Genomic DNA, 14,684 nt, shown 5'->3' with positions numbered 1-14,684 from the left:
CATCGGGATTTGTTCTGCTTATGTTTTGGGCGTTTCGGCCTCAGATTCGGCTTCTTCCGCTGCTTCTTCTTCAATGATTAGCTTCCAGCCAACCACATCATCCCAATAAGCCTGCTCACGTTCAAAATCCAGTTGTACCAGATTATTTTGTGCCAGGTAACCGGCTGGGAAACGCAATGTCCAATGGCTATCGTCAGTTATCAGTCGCAGAGTTTCCGGCGTGGTGGTCGATTGGCGCTGATTATTCAATAACGTGCTTAAGCGTAATAACTGAATTAACGGCAAATAATACTTTTTCTTGAACAAATTCAAGCGTGGCAACTCATCAAGCTTAATGGCTTTACGATGCATACGCACCAGAGTTGCCAGCAGCAATTGCTGCTCCTGATTGAAGCCGGGCAGATTGGTATTTTGCAATATATAAGCAGAATGGCGGTGCATCCCGCTGTGATTAATACTCAGCCCCACTTCGTGTAGCATTGCCGCCCATTTTAGTAATGCTTCCAGTTGTGGCTGCACCAACTTGGTATTCTGTGCCATCCATTGTGCATAAAGTTGCTCAGTGGTTTCCAGCACCCGGCGGGCTTGCTCTCTATCAATATTGTAGTGTTCGGCCAAACTTTTAGCGGTGCGCTGACGGATATCTTGATGACGGAAACGGCCTTCCATTTCGTACAACACGCCTTCACGCAATGCCCCATCAGACAGACGTAACTCTTTGATTGCTAATGCATCAAATACGCCACACAAGATAGCCAAACCCGGTACAAATACTGATTGGCGATCTTCCGATAACCCCGGCAGGCTTAGTGCAGAGAAGTGTTTGTATTGCAGTACTTGCTCAACCAGCATTTCGAGGCGTTCTGGGGTGATAAGCCCGTCTTTCTCGCCCATTTCCACCAATACTTCGTAGGTGGCCTTAATGGTGCCGGATGCACCCAGAGCATATTGCCAGCCTTGAATGCGGTATTGCCAGGCAAGATTTTCCAACTTTTGTGCAGCAGCCAGGCGGGCGCGTTTAAAGTTTGTCTTACTGATTTCTCCGTGTGGGAAAAACTGTTGCGCAAAACTGACACACCCCATACGGCGGCTTTCAACCAGCAGAGGTTCAAAATCTTCGCCAATAACCAACTCGGTTGAACCACCACCGATATCAATCACCAGTTTACGGCCTTTCTCCGGCTGGGTATGTTCGACTCCCATGAAAATCAGACGCGCTTCTTCCTGACCCGAAATAATTTCGATCGGGTAAGGAATAACTTCGGCGGCGCGCTTGAGGAAAGTCTCTGCATTCGCCGCTTGTCGCAGTGAATGCGTCCCCACGATGCAGACATTATCTGGTGAGAAACCTTGCAAACGTTCGGCAAACAGGGCCAGGCAAGCCAGACCCCGCTCAATGGCTTCTTCACTGAGCATATTATTGCTATCCAGACCATCAGCCAGATGCACGCGCTGCTTCAGGCGCCCTAAAACCTGCAACGCGCCGTTGACGACGCGGGCAATGACCATATGAAAACTGTTAGATCCCAGGTCGATAGCAGCAATTTCTTGCGGTTTCGAGGTAATCGAATTGTTGGTTAGCGGCATAGTTTTAGCTCGATGCGTCTGGTTGTTCCAGCGCTTTTAAATAATCATAGATGGCAATCTGTGCACGTACTTTGCGCCTATTTCCACGCGGTACATAACGATTACTCAGTTCTTTATCAATATAACGGGCTTTTACCGTGTCGTTGAATAACAGCTCTAAAATATCCAGCACCCGCTGCTTTAACCTCGGGTCTAGTAATGAGACTGCCACCTCAATACGATAATCAATGTTACGGGTCATCCAGTCGGCGGAAGAGAGATAGACTAGTTTGTCGCCTTTATTCTCAAAAACGTATACCCGGTCATGCTCTAAGAAGCGATCAACAATACTGGTGACCTGAATATTATCGCTGATCCCCGGCATATTGGGGATTAACGAACACATCCCTCGCACTAATAGCCGGATTTTCACGCCCGCACTGGAGGCGCTATATAACCTATCTACCAGGCCTTTATCCACTAAATTATTTATCTTCAGGGTAATACCGGCACTTTCGCCCGCCTGAGCATGAATAATTTCCTGATCGATCAATTGATATAACATCAAGCGCGAGTTCTGTGGTGACACCATCAGATTATCGAACTTGACCGGGCGGTAAGGGTTTTCAATAAAGTTAAATACCCGCCGCACTTCATTGGTAATACGCGCATCTGCCGTCAGTAAAGAATAGTCGGTATAAAGACGTGCTGTTTTCTCATTAAAGTTACCGGTGCCAATATGAGCATAACGCACGATCTCCTCGCCTTCGAGTCGAGAGATTAAGAATAATTTGGCATGAATTTTCAGCCCCGGCGCGGAGAAAATAACGTGCACGCCAGCGGCAGTCAGACTTTTGGCCCAATGAATATTGGCTTCTTCATCGAAACGCGCCTGTAATTCCACCACCACTGTCACTTTTTTACCATTATGAGCGGCATGGATCATTGATTCGATAATGCGCGAATCTTTGGCAACGCGGTAGATATTGATTTTAATGGCCAAAACGCTGGGATCGAATGATGCTTGACGCAGCAATTCCAACACGTGTTCGAAGGTGTGATAAGGGTAATACAGCAGCACATCCTGTTCGCGAATAGCATCAAAACCATTGCGGAATTTATCAAACCAAATGTGGCGCAGGCGTGGCATAGTTTTGTTAACCAGATTGCTTTTGCCGACATTAGGGAAGTTAATAAAGTCTTTGAAATTATGGTAACGGCCGCCGGCAATAACGGAGTCATCATTCGAGATACCCAGTTTTTCGCGCAGTAATTCTACCATTTCATCAGGCATATCGCGTTGATAAACAAAGCGTACTGGCTCAGCGGTCAGGCGCTGTTTTAGGCTCGACGACATCAATTCCAGCAGGCTGGATTCCATTTCAGTGACCAAATCATATTCCGCATCGCGGGTCATCTTCATGGAATAGGCATTCAGCGCATCATAATCAAAGAAGCCTTTAAAAATCTCATCGAGACAATACCTAAGAATATTATCAAGTAATATCATTGGTTTGCGGCGGCGAGGAGCTTCCGGTGGTAAATTAACGAAGCGCGGTACTTTATCTGAAGGTATTTCTAACAGCGCATAGGCTATTTCCTGACCACGGATAATTTCCACTGCCAGATAGGTGTAATCATCTTTTAAGAATTGAACCAAATTAGTGTCGTGGTTAATCAGAATCGGCGTGATGTGCTGGCGCAGATGCTGTTTGAAATATAGCTTTAACCAGATTTGCTGATTCTCGGAAATTTGCCGCTCATTAATCAAGAAGATTTGATTACGCGCCATTTCCAGCAATAGATCATTATAAAGCCCGTCAAATTCTTGATCGGCTTTCACCACTTTACTTTGGATTTTTTTCAGCAAATGGCGAGAGGTGACGGCAGAACCTTGCTCCTCGCTAATTAAAATGCGCCGTTTCAGATCGGCGAAACGGACTTTATAAAATTCGTCGAGATTATTGGAGTAAATGCCAAGAAATCGCATCCGCTCGATAAGTGGATTGCTCTTATCCGCCGCTTCCTGCAATACCCGTTCATTAAAAGATAACCAACTGAGTTCTTTTTCGGTGTAGAGCTTTTCCTGACCCATTGCAACTCCAGTAAGATTATTGTGGGAGTATTTAGTGTCCTCAATCATTATTGCGAAAGATTGACCAGAAAGTCCAACAGATATCACGAGTTATCTTTCAAAAATATTGTCAGGTAAGCATTATCAACATTGTCATCTAAACGCCACGAAATAAATATAAGATGCTCGCTTATCTGACTGTCTGTTAGTGATAGATAGACGATTAGATTGATAATAATAGACGGAAATGTCGTAAGGATATGGGATAATCGAAGATTGACCTGCCCCTAAATTAAATCCAGCACTCATTGAGTAATGTCATTTTTATCATTGTCAACATCACCGTTACACCCGTTTGCTGCAAACTCCAAGGGGAGTCAAGTCGCTCCGTGTTGAGTGTGGCCTATAGACATTATAATCTTTCCGCCATTCACTAATAATATTTCTTGCATGAGCCATATCGCTGAACCAATGTTCGTGCCGAAAGCGGCGTTGAAGTTCTCGATAATACCATTCGGTGTGGCTTCCCCGGGCTGGATAAGCCGCAGCTCTACACCGTGTTCACCGGCCCACTTTGCGGAGCAGCATACGGATGATCTGTTGCTTGGATAAACGCTTCTTCATGGGGAATGTACTCATACTTATATTGTAGATGAGACATTACTAGAATAGTCATGTATTCGTTTTTGGGCAGGTCAAACTGTAAGTATCCCAGTTTTAGTTCCACACACTTTTTGAGATTTCCGTCTTCTCACCCATCAGCCGGTATTCTTCCGGCGTCAGGTTATTCAGGGATTCATGGGGCCGCTCACTGTTGTATTCATTCAGCCAGCGTTCCGTTATTTCCCGTGCTTCATTCAGCGTTCTGAACAGATAAAAATCCAGTATTTCGGTCCGATACGTTCGGTTAAACCGTTCGATAAATGCGTTTTGCGTCGGTTTGCCGGGCTTGATAAATTCCAGCATCACGCCATGGTCTTCAGCCCATTGTGCCAGCGCCAGTGATATTAGTTCTGGCCCGTTATCCATCCGCATTTTCAGCGGATATCCACGGTTTGCCACTATTCTGTCCAGCACCCGCACAACGCGCTGCGCCGGGATATTCAGGTCAATTTCGATAGCCAGAGCCTCGCGGTTAAAATCATCCACGACGTTGAAAGTCCGAAAACGTCGGCCACATGTCAGCGCGTCGTGCATAAAATCAATCGACCAGCTTTGGTTGAGGGCTTCCGGCGTGGCCAGCGGAGCCGGATTACGCACCGGCAGGCGTTGTTTCCCTTTACGACGAAAATTCAGTTTTAGCAGACAGTAAATCCGGTGTACACGCTTGTGGTTCCAGGCGTGTCCCTGCCTGCGAAGCACCTGAAAAAGCTTCTTAAATCCGTAGCGGGGATAGCGTTCAGCCGCCTCAGTCAGCCTCTGGATCACCGGTTCATCACGTCGTTTATTCGGTTGATAACGAAACACCGTCCTGCTCAGCGATAACGTCCTGCATGCCTGGCGTATGCTCATCGTAAACTGCGTGGTCAGATAGTTGACGAGCTCACGCTTTATCGCTGGTTTTAAAGCTTTTTTTCGATGACGTCTTTCAGCGCACGGCATTCCAGACTCAGATCAGCAAACATCTGCTTCAGACGGCGATTCTCGTCTTCTAGATCTTTGATCTTTTTGATATCAGCGGCTTCCATCCCGCCATATTTCGCCTTCCAATTGTAATAGCTGGCTTCGGAAATAGCAGCCTCGCGGCACACATCTTTGACGGTCCTACCCGCTTCGACTGATTTCAGTACGGCGATGATCTGGTGCTCGGTGAATCGGATTTTACGCATAAGGATCTTCTCAGGTGACATCATCAGTATGTCGGAAGATCTCTAAAAGTGAATGGGCCGTTTAAGCGGGATACTTACAGCGATAGCGGATGAAATAGCAAGCAATGAAGAGTAACGGGATTGGAGGTAATTGACGGATATTTATTCATATGGTTGATTTTAACAGATGAATAAAAAAAAGACCGAATACGACTCATAAACACCTTAGTTTATTCGGTGCTTTTCTCAGCCGTTTAATTACAGAATTCTTTTTAATTAGATCGCTAACAGTTGTCAAGTCTTAATTTAACTTTTTGAACATTTGATAGTATAAATATAAAATCCAGTAAGGAATAGGGAATGCTGCGTTTCGATTTCACTAGAGCCTGTAATTGTTGAGTGTTGATGAGAATACAATCTTCCTGCCCAATTTGGGTTTCCAGCGCGGTGAGCCGTTTCCAAAAATATTCCAAATCATGCTGAGGCTAGATAATATGATCGAAATCAGCCCGTCTGACGGGAGAGTTTTTTGGTGGCACGATGCTGTGTTTTTCTACTTTTAAGTATGATGTAATTATCGGCAATCACTGTGATCGTTTTGGCACTGCGATATGTGTTTCTCAGTTTCGTCGCATCTTAATAAATAAACTTGAGTTTTTGCTTGCTCCACTGACGTAATCCACTTTGCCGGTTCCCGCATGAAGGACTCCGGTGAGGTAATGTTTTTCATTTTTACTGGGCGTAGGGATACGTTTCTATTGCCGCTTAAGCGGCCAGTTCGCACTTATTTGGGGTTTAATGACTTTCGTTGTTTGATTTATCATTTACCTCTCTAGTTATTTTTATAATCACTGATGAAGTGTCAGCTCAAGCAAAAGCTACTGGAATTTTATATTGCTATCAAATGTTCAAGTGGCCAAATAATGGTTGACAACCATTATTTTATGTGTTTCATTTTTTATTTAACTAAATAACCAGTTAAAATAGGTGGCTATCATGAAAATAAAGGCAATTGCATTGGCATCTTTGTTGGTTTCATCAGTGACTTCAGCTGCAATGAAGGATTATGATACTTATTACAGTAATGTAATAATAAATAACTTCTCAAGTGGAGTATATAATTCAGGAGGTAAAGACACTACTTTCTTTTGTATTGGATACACGAGGGTTGGAAATAAACCAGATATCAATAACGCATGTAAAGTAGATGTGTACGGGAAATACAAGAATGGTTTTTCAGCCATGATGGACACAGCCAAGTTTTATTATTCTACTGGTTTACAAGTAAGAGTATATATAAAGAAAGACGTCTGGTATGATCCGGCCTTTAGAACTGGATTTTCTGCTAATGAGCTTATTGCCATTACAAGCTGTAGTAGTCATGATTATTGTGTAGGGCCTAAATTAAAATAAGGCGCTTTTCCTAAGGCCGAAATATCAAACAGACGCGTCATTGCCAATAGCATCTGTAATTCATGGACTCAGGCGTTCAAAGCCATTGTACCCATCCAGTAATTGATTGCTATGGTGATGAGGGATAACTTCTGGACATTATATTTATTGGTACAATATGATTGTTAGTATTTTGTTGAATTAGTTAGGTTGATTCTGATAATTATATTGTTGGGGTCGTACGACCCCAATGGATTAAGCACTCTTTATCGATGGTGTCTTATATTTAGCCAAATATTGCGGCTGGAAAATACACATACGGATTACTGTGCGATACTCACCATTGATAAAGAACTCTTGTTTTAATTCACCTTCTATTTCAAAGCCTAATTTTGTATAAATATGAATGGCTTTCTCATTTTCTTTATCCACAATTAAATACAGTTTGTACAAGTTTAGGACGGAAAAACCGTATTCCATTGCGAGTCGTGCCGCCGAACCGGCAAAACCTTTACCTTGATGGGCTGGGTCGATAATAATCTGAAACTCAGCGCGGCGGTGAATGTGGTTAATTTCAACTAATTCAACCAGACCCACTTTGGTGCCCTGGCTTTCAATAATAAAGCGGCGCTCACTCTGATCATGGATATGTTTATCATACAGATCAGACAGCTCGACGAAAGCCTCATAAGGCTCTTCAAACCAATAACGCATAACGCTGGCATTGTTATCTAACTGATGGACAAACGGCAGATCATCCCGTTCCAGAGGGCGTAACCGGACGCTGCTAGTGGTAGACATGCTTATTCCTCATCTGACGACAGCGGTTGCTGCCCTAAAAATTATACTATTAGCATAAGGGGTAAGCACAGGGGAATTAAAAAAGGCGCTCACCTTAAAATGGCAGCGCCTTTAATCAATATTCATTAACTTGTTTCACTCAGCCGCATAACCTTGTGCGGGTAAGCGTTTATCATCCAGCCAGGCGGCATTATCACGCATTGTCAGACGGCCATCAGTAAACCAGCCGACCACTAACGGGTAAATACTGTGCTCTTGAGTTTGCACTCTCGACATTACATCTGTTTCGCTATCATCACTAAAGATCGGGACTTTAGCTTGCAGGATGACCGGGCCGCCATCCAGTTCTTCTGTGACAAAATGCACGGAGGTACCGTGTTCCTGGTCGCCGTTTTCCAATGCTTGACGATGGGTATGCAAGCCGGGGTATTTCGGCAGCAGCGAGGGATGAATATTCAACATCCGGCCAGCATAATGCTGAACAAATTCCGGGCTGAGAATGCGCATATAACCCGCCAGCACCAGTAAATCAGGCTGATATTCATCAATGGCTTGCGCTAATGCTAAATCAAAGCTGGCACGCGAAGCATAAGATTTAGCATCTATTGCATGGTGGGGAATACCTGCCAATTCAGCACGTTGTAAGCCATAAGCATCAGGGTTATTACTGAAAACAGCACTAATCTCGCCTGAAATACGCCCTTGTTGCTGGGCGTCTATCAATGCTTGCAAGTTGCTGCCTTGGCCTGAAACTAAAACCACTATCTTTTTCATATACCCTTCATACTTGAAGTTGCAGGGGGGTTATCAATATTACGGATTGATAATGACTTGCTCTGCACCCTCAGCCGCTGCAGCGATGACACCGATTTTCCAGGCTTTTTCACCGGATGCGGTTAGCAATTCAACCGCTTTGTCTGCCAGTTCAGCGGGGAGCGCAACAACCATGCCGACGCCGCAGTTAAAGGTACGGTACATTTCGTGGCGGCTGACATTACCGGTCTCTTGCAACCAGCTAAACACCGCAGGCCACTGCCAGCTAGCTTCATCAATCACTGCCTGAGTCCCTTGTGGCAATACGCGTGGGATATTCTCCCAGAAGCCACCACCGGTCAGGTGAGCAATCGCATGAATATCAAGTTGTTCAATCAAGCTAAGAATTGATTTTACGTAGATTTTGGTCGGTTCCAGCAGATGGTCGGCCAGAGATTTACCGTCCAATTGAGTCTGCTCTGGGTCAGTATTGCTGACTTCCAGAATTTTGCGCACCAAAGAGTAGCCGTTAGAGTGCGGGCCGCTAGCCCCTAACGCCACCAGAGCATCACCGGGTGCGACTTTGCTGCCGTCGATGATTTCAGATTTTTCGACCACGCCAACACAGAAACCGGCAACGTCGTAATCTTCGCCGTGGTACATCCCCGGCATTTCGGCAGTTTCACCCCCGACCAGCGCACAACCTGATTGTTTGCACCCTTCGGCAATTCCGGTAATCACACTGGCGGCAGTATCCACATCCAGTTTACCGGTGGCAAAGTAGTCAAGGAAGAACAGCGGCTCTGCGCCTTGAACCACCAGGTCGTTAACACACATAGCGACTAAATCGATACCGATGGTATCGTGACGTTTCAGGTCCATCGCCAGACGCAGCTTGGTGCCGACGCCGTCGGTGCCTGAAACCAGGATAGGTTCACGGTATTTTTGTGGCAAAGCGCAGAGGGCACCGAAGCCGCCCAATCCCCCCATCACTTCTGGGCGACGAGTCTGTTTAACCACACCTTTTATGCGATCAACAAGGTCATTGCCGGCATCAATATCTACACCTGCGTCTTTATAGCTGAGAGAGGTTTTGTTGGTCACTGCGAGGTCCCCACTGCGGTTGGCTGTTTGAGCTTAGGAAGAAAACGCGACAATTCTAACAGCGCAGGCAAACGTTTGCGAGTAGCTTGTGATATCACTCCAATTTTTAGCTTTCTTGACTTAATAATGATTTTCTATTGATCTGAATCAGGCTATTCATTGTGGCGTTCAAAAAAAAGGCGGTATAATCTCGCGATTTTTTTGGCCGCCAGTCGCCTAACCAGGAGAAAAATAATGAAGATCGTTGAGGTGAAACACCCGCTAGTAAAACATAAACTTGGTTTGATGCGTGAGAATGATATCAGTACAAAGCGTTTTCGCGAGTTAGCGTCTGAAGTGGGGAGTTTGCTGACTTACGTGGCAACCGCCGATCTGGAAACTGAAAAAGTCACCATTGAGGGTTGGAACGGGCCGGTTGAGATTGAACAGATTAAAGGTAAGAAAATTACTGTAGTCCCTATTCTGCGTGCTGGTTTGGGCATGATGGAAGGGGTATTGGAAAATGTACCTAGTGCGCGCATCAGTGTGGTGGGTGTCTATCGTGATGAAGAAACCCTAAAACCTGTCCCTTACTTCCAGAAGTTGGTGTCAAATATCGATGAGCGCATGGCGCTGGTGGTTGACCCGATGCTGGCAACCGGTGGTTCCATGATTGCAACCATTGATTTGCTCAAGAAAGCGGGTTGTAAGAGTATTAAGGTATTGGTATTGGTTGCCGCTCCTGAAGGTATCAAAGCGCTGGAAGCCGCTCACCCAGATGTCGAGCTGTACACCGCTTCCATCGATCAAGGCCTGAACGAACACGGCTACATTATCCCTGGATTGGGTGATGCCGGTGATAAGATTTTTGGAACCAAATAACTGATGATAGCCGACTCGATAGTCGGCTTTTTTTTGAATAATTTTTAGCATTCAACACAACACCATATAACTTTCATTAGAGGATAGAGAAAATGAGCCGTCGCACCATTGGCGTCAGCGAGCGCCCACCGCTGCTCCAAACGATCCCCCTGAGTTTCCAACATTTGTTCGCCATGTTTGGTGCCACTGTTTTAGTTCCTATTCTGTTTAAAATTAACCCGGCGACGGTGCTGCTGTTTAACGGTATCGGAACCTTGCTTTACTTATTCATTTGTAAGGGGAAAATTCCTGCTTATCTGGGTTCCAGTTTTGCCTTTATTTCACCAGTATTGCTATTGCTGCCATTGGGTTACGAAGTCGCCTTGGGCGGTTTTATCATGTGCGGTGTGTTGTTCTGTCTGGTGGCGTTGATTGTCAAAAAAGCTGGCACCGGTTGGTTGAATGTGCTCTTCCCGCCTGCGGCAATGGGGGCGATTGTGGCGGTTATCGGCCTTGAATTGGCTGGCGTGGCTGCGGGAATGGCGGGGCTGTTGCCTGCTGAAGGGGTGACAGTCGATTCCACCACCATCATCATTTCCATGGTGACCTTAGGTGTGACCATTCTAGGGTCAGTGTTATTCCGTGGTTTCTTTGCCATTATCCCTATTCTGATTGGTGTGCTGGTCGGTTATGCCTTGTCATTCGTGATGGGGGTGGTTGATTTGACACCTATTCGTGAGGCCCACTGGTTTGCCTTGCCGACATTCTATACTCCACGTTTTGAGTGGTTTGCCATTCTGACTATCTTGCCAGCGGCATTGGTGGTGATTGCCGAGCATATTGGGCATTTGGTGGTCACAGCAAATATTGTGAAAAAAGATTTGATTCGTGACCCTGGCCTACACCGTTCGATGTTTGCTAATGGTATTTCGACGGTTATTTCTGGTTTCTTCGGTTCGACACCGAATACCACTTATGGTGAAAATATCGGCGTTATGGCGATCACCCGTGTTTACAGTACCTGGGTTATCGGTGGTGCGGCGATTCTGGCGATTATGCTCTCTTGTATCGGTAAATTGGCTGCTGCAATTCAGGCGGTGCCGGTGCCGGTTATGGGGGGCGTCTCACTGCTGCTATACGGGGTTATTGCTGCGTCAGGTATTCGCGTGTTGATCGAGTCAAAAGTTGACTATAACAAAGCACAAAACCTGATCTTAACCTCCGTCATCCTGATAATTGGGGTGAGCGGTGCGAAAGTGAACATTGGTGCAACTGAGTTGAAAGGCATGGCACTGGCGACAGTAGTGGGTATCGGCCTGAGCCTGTTGTTCAAAGTGATTAGCTTAATCCGCACCGAAGAAGAAATTATCGAGGCGACGGAAGACGAGCCTGCGCTTAAGTAAAAGAGCCATCTGGTCGAACTGCACTTGTCGGTTCGGCCAGTTTTTCGCCTCAGGTCAGGTTTTTATGCTGTTGTCATTTTTTGTGGTAAGCTTGCCACGTTTTCCCGCCCGTTTTGTTGGTTGAGGTGCTTCTGAATACGCCGGCACAGCTTTCACTGCCACTCTATCTTCCCGATGATGAAACTTTTGCCAGTTTTTATCCGGGGGAGAACCCGTCCCTATTAGCTGCGATCCAGTCCGCTGTTCATCAGTCTCATGGCAGTTATATCTATTTTTGGTCGCGCGAAGGCGGTGGCCGCAGTCATCTGTTGCATGCAGCTTGTGCCGAGTTATCACAAAAAGGTGAGGCGGTGGGCTATGTCCCGCTGGATAAACGCGCATACTTCGTGCCGGAAGTGCTGGATGGCATGGAGCAATTGGCCCTGGTTTGTATTGATAATATTGAGTGTATTGCTGGTGACGAGCAGTGGGAGATGGCGATGTTTAATCTCTATAACCGCATTGTGGAAACCGGCCGTACCCGTTTATTGATCACCGGCGATCGTCCGCCACGGCAGTTAAATCTTGGTTTGCCTGATTTGGCCTCTCGGCTTGATTGGGGGCAAATCTATAAATTGCAGCCCTTGTCAGATGATGAAAAATTGCAGGCTTTGCAATTACGCGCCAAATTACGCGGTTTTGAATTACCGGAAGATGTCGGTCGTTTTTTGTTAAAACGCCTCGATCGAGAAATGCGCACTTTATTTATGACGTTAGATCAGCTTGATCGAGCCTCCATTACTGCGCAGCGCAAACTGACTATCCCCTTTGTGAAAGAGATCCTCAGCCTTTAATACCCCGCGTTCTTATGACGCAGGGCATGATTCCATTCAGGCAATGACTACAAAATCTCAAGTACCTGCTCTGGTGGGCGGCCAATGCGCGCTTTGCCGTGATAAACCACGATGGGGCGCTCAATAAGCTTGGGATTATCACTCATCGCTTGCAGCAATTGCTCTTGCGTCAGTGCTTTATCCGCCAGATTCAGCTCCTTATAAAGCTCCTCTTTGGTGCGCATCAATTGCCGTGCGTCACTGAACCCCAACTGTTGCAGTAATTCTTTTAACGTTGCTACTGAGGGAGGGCTATCCAGATACAATACCACCTGCGGTTTAATGCCTTGTTGCTCAACTAATGCGAGTGTTTCCCTGCTTTTGGAGCAACGCGGATTGTGATAAATCGTGACATCTTTCATAGTAACTTTCCTTAGGACTTCTGGTATTTACGGAAGCGTTCATTCAATTGGCGCAACTGGTCAATTCGGGCATCATAGCGAGCTTGTTCCAAACTCCCTAGTTTCACCCGCGCACTGGCATCACTCAGTAAGCCGATGGCTTGAGTTAATTTGCCACTCAATGCCAGACTTTCCGCGCGCGCAGCCAGTTCCTGATCGCGCAGGCCTAGTGCTGCTGCGGCTTGCGCCAGTAAATCCCAACCGTTAGGATCATTCGGATAGCGGAATGTGTAGTTACGCAATATTTTGATCGCCGCCGCTGGTTGCGCGCCCTGAACATAGGCGTTGGCCAAATTCAGCAGTAACACCGGATCATTATTTTGTTTAGCGGTTGCGGCTTGCAGGCGGCTAATGGCACTGGCCGCTTTGTTTTGCCCCAAATCGATATCTGTCATCAAATCAAGGAACCACACATTGCCCGGCTGTTGGGTTAACAGCGGTTGTAACTGATTGCGGGCTTCATCGTACTTTTTGGCTTGATACAACAAAATAGCCTGGCCATATTTGGCGGCCAGTTGTTCGCGTGTAGTGCCTTTACTTAATGTCTCAAGCAGATCAGGGGTCAGGCTGTTTTCGCTTGAACCATACATACCCAGAATACGAACTTTGGCGAACAAGTAATCTTGCGACGAGGCAATCGAGTGCGGCTTCATCTGATTAGCCCGGTTACGTGCATCAGATAGACGACTATCGGGTAATGGGTGGGTCAGTAGCATTTCCGGTGGTTTGGATGCATATCGCGACTGATCGGCCAGTTTTTGCAGGAAATTAGGCATGGCTTGTGGATCAAACCCTGACCGCTGTAGCACTTGAATGCCAATTCGGTCAGCCTCTTGCTCATTACCCTGCGTAAAGCTGATGATACCCTGCTGAGCACCTGCCAGTGTACCACTTAAACCCGCCATACCCGCTTGTGGGCTGGCCATTGTCAGCAGGATAGACCCTAGTACACCAACCCATGTCAGTGGTGCCATACGCTGCTGTTCTTCCATCGCTCGCGCCAGGTGGCGTTGAGTGACATGGGATATTTCATGAGCTAATACGGAAGCCAGTTCGCTTTCGTTTTCTGTATAGCGGAATAGGGCTGAGTGGAGCACCACATTGCCGCCAAAGAATGCAAAGGCGTTAATTTGATCGTTATTCACCAAATAGAAATGGAATGGCGTGCGCACTGAGTAAGCATTTGCGACTAAGCGGTTACCCAACGAATTGATGTATTGTGTCAATAATGGGTCATAAATCAGTGGGGCGCTGGCACGCATTTGGCGGACATAAAAATCCCCCATGGCTTTTTCTTGATCGATACTCAAGGTTGCACCTGCTGAGGTGCCGATATCGGGCAGCAGATCTTGTGTCTGTGTGTCAGCATTGACAGGTAAAGGGCCAGTGAGCAGTAAGCTGCTGAGCAGTGTGGCGATCACCGTCTTACTTATCCGGCCTGTTTTATTTAACTGACTTATTTTATTTAACTGAACGGTCATAAACGAGATTGCCCCTACTGATGTAATGACAATTAGACTCCGAGATGTGTAAGAGTTCTTCTTCCTTGCACTGCTCTCCAGTACAATCATCACGAAAGCGAGTTATCCCCGTCATCTTTCAAACCGCAGGTGTGTTGGCCGCGCTCACGCACCCGAATCACTTACGAGTGTAAACTCATCGGGGTTCTC

At 46.4% G+C, this 14,684-nt stretch carries 12 protein-coding genes and 2 pseudogenes; 4 read left to right on the top strand and 10 right to left on the bottom strand.

Annotation, left to right across the window (positions count from 1 at the left end; genetic code table 11):
* Positions 1 to 18: 18 nt before the first annotated feature.
* The 5 genes and pseudogenes from ppx to FGL26_RS21675 form a co-directional block, all read right to left on the bottom strand.
* Positions 19 to 1,587, bottom strand: a complete 1,569-nt coding sequence (gene ppx, locus FGL26_RS09730; protein ID WP_005172405.1) for an exopolyphosphatase — start codon at positions 1,585 to 1,587, stop codon at positions 19 to 21.
* A gap of 4 nt (positions 1,588 to 1,591) precedes the next feature.
* The gene (gene ppk1 / locus FGL26_RS09725) at positions 1,592 to 3,661 is read right to left on the bottom strand and encodes a polyphosphate kinase 1 (protein WP_005162157.1); all 2,070 of its coding nucleotides are present in this window, start codon (positions 3,659 to 3,661) and stop codon (positions 1,592 to 1,594) included.
* 284 nt (positions 3,662 to 3,945) lie between these two features.
* Positions 3,946 to 4,215, bottom strand: a pseudogene (locus FGL26_RS09720) (integrase core domain-containing protein); the annotation flags it as partial.
* Between the two features lie 142 nt (positions 4,216 to 4,357).
* A protein-coding gene (locus FGL26_RS09715; protein WP_102990169.1) for an IS3 family transposase occupies positions 4,358 to 5,469 on the bottom strand; the annotation gives its coding sequence in 2 pieces (ribosomal slippage) (positions 4,358 to 5,208 and positions 5,208 to 5,469; 1,113 coding nt in all).
* Between the two features lie 522 nt (positions 5,470 to 5,991).
* Positions 5,992 to 6,209 (bottom strand): annotated as a pseudogene (locus tag FGL26_RS21675) (IS630 family transposase); the annotation flags it as partial.
* Between the two features lie 235 nt (positions 6,210 to 6,444).
* On the opposite strand from FGL26_RS21675, the gene FGL26_RS09710 reads away from it, so the two are divergent.
* Positions 6,445 to 6,861, top strand: a complete 417-nt coding sequence (locus FGL26_RS09710) for a subtilase family AB5 toxin binding subunit (protein ID WP_005172393.1) — start codon at positions 6,445 to 6,447, stop codon at positions 6,859 to 6,861.
* 234 nt (positions 6,862 to 7,095) lie between these two features.
* On the opposite strand, the gene speG is transcribed toward FGL26_RS09710, so the two are convergent.
* The 3 genes from speG to purM form a co-directional block, all read right to left on the bottom strand.
* Complete coding sequence (gene speG, locus FGL26_RS09705) at positions 7,096 to 7,641, bottom strand: spermidine N1-acetyltransferase (RefSeq protein WP_004391278.1); 546 nt, start codon at positions 7,639 to 7,641, stop codon at positions 7,096 to 7,098.
* Between the two features lie 135 nt (positions 7,642 to 7,776).
* Positions 7,777 to 8,415 carry a phosphoribosylglycinamide formyltransferase gene (gene purN, locus FGL26_RS09700; RefSeq protein ID WP_005172390.1) on the bottom strand — a complete coding sequence of 213 codons (639 nt, stop codon included), beginning with the start codon at positions 8,413 to 8,415 and terminating at the stop codon, positions 7,777 to 7,779.
* Between the two features lie 39 nt (positions 8,416 to 8,454).
* Complete coding sequence (gene purM, locus FGL26_RS09695) at positions 8,455 to 9,498, bottom strand: phosphoribosylformylglycinamidine cyclo-ligase (protein WP_005172388.1); 1,044 nt, start codon at positions 9,496 to 9,498, stop codon at positions 8,455 to 8,457.
* A 234-nt stretch (positions 9,499 to 9,732) separates the two neighbouring features.
* Here purM and upp point away from each other — a divergent pair, with 234 nt between their 5' ends.
* The 3 genes from upp to hda all read left to right on the top strand — a co-directional run bounded on the left by upp (position 9,733) and on the right by hda (position 12,574).
* Entirely contained in the window at positions 9,733 to 10,359 is a 627-nt protein-coding gene (gene upp, locus FGL26_RS09690) for a uracil phosphoribosyltransferase (protein WP_005162121.1), read from the top strand.
* 92 nt (positions 10,360 to 10,451) lie between these two features.
* Positions 10,452 to 11,741, top strand: coding sequence for a uracil permease (gene uraA, locus FGL26_RS09685; RefSeq protein WP_005172384.1), 1,290 nt, complete (start codon positions 10,452 to 10,454; stop codon positions 11,739 to 11,741).
* Positions 11,742 to 11,866: 125 nt separating this feature from the next.
* Positions 11,867 to 12,574 carry a DnaA inactivator Hda gene (gene hda, locus FGL26_RS09680; protein ID WP_005172380.1) on the top strand — a complete coding sequence of 236 codons (708 nt, stop codon included), beginning with the start codon at positions 11,867 to 11,869 and terminating at the stop codon, positions 12,572 to 12,574.
* 47 nt (positions 12,575 to 12,621) lie between these two features.
* Here the strand turns inward: hda and arsC are convergent, their stop codons facing one another.
* Positions 12,622 to 12,975, bottom strand: coding sequence for an arsenate reductase (glutaredoxin) (gene arsC / locus FGL26_RS09675; protein ID WP_005172378.1), 354 nt, complete (start codon positions 12,973 to 12,975; stop codon positions 12,622 to 12,624).
* A gap of 11 nt (positions 12,976 to 12,986) precedes the next feature.
* Positions 12,987 to 14,495, bottom strand: coding sequence for a beta-barrel assembly-enhancing protease (gene bepA, locus FGL26_RS09670; RefSeq protein WP_005172375.1), 1,509 nt, complete (start codon positions 14,493 to 14,495; stop codon positions 12,987 to 12,989).
* Between the last annotated feature and the right edge of the window lie 189 nt (positions 14,496 to 14,684).

The organism is Yersinia enterocolitica subsp. enterocolitica (genome assembly GCF_901472495.1).
GTDB lineage: Bacteria > Pseudomonadota > Gammaproteobacteria > Enterobacterales > Enterobacteriaceae > Yersinia > Yersinia enterocolitica.
This window is presented reverse-complemented; position numbering and strand designations above follow the sequence as displayed.

Excerpts from the sequence above, each read along its gene's own strand:
- purN (WP_005172390.1), bottom strand. The coding sequence starts at position 8,415 with ATGAAAAAGATAGTGGTTTTAGTTTCAGGCCAAGGCAGCAACTTGCAA.
- FGL26_RS09710 (WP_005172393.1), top strand. The coding sequence starts at position 6,445 with ATGAAAATAAAGGCAATTGCATTGGCATCTTTGTTGGTTTCATCAGTG.
- ppk1 (WP_005162157.1), bottom strand. The coding sequence starts at position 3,661 with ATGGGTCAGGAAAAGCTCTACACCGAAAAAGAACTCAGTTGGTTATCT.
- arsC (WP_005172378.1), bottom strand. The coding sequence starts at position 12,975 with ATGAAAGATGTCACGATTTATCACAATCCGCGTTGCTCCAAAAGCAGG.
- ppx (WP_005172405.1), bottom strand. The coding sequence starts at position 1,587 with ATGCCGCTAACCAACAATTCGATTACCTCGAAACCGCAAGAAATTGCT.
- bepA (WP_005172375.1), bottom strand. The coding sequence starts at position 14,495 with ATGACCGTTCAGTTAAATAAAATAAGTCAGTTAAATAAAACAGGCCGG.
- speG (WP_004391278.1), bottom strand. The coding sequence starts at position 7,641 with ATGTCTACCACTAGCAGCGTCCGGTTACGCCCTCTGGAACGGGATGAT.
- uraA (WP_005172384.1), top strand. The coding sequence starts at position 10,452 with ATGAGCCGTCGCACCATTGGCGTCAGCGAGCGCCCACCGCTGCTCCAA.
- upp (WP_005162121.1), top strand. The coding sequence starts at position 9,733 with ATGAAGATCGTTGAGGTGAAACACCCGCTAGTAAAACATAAACTTGGT.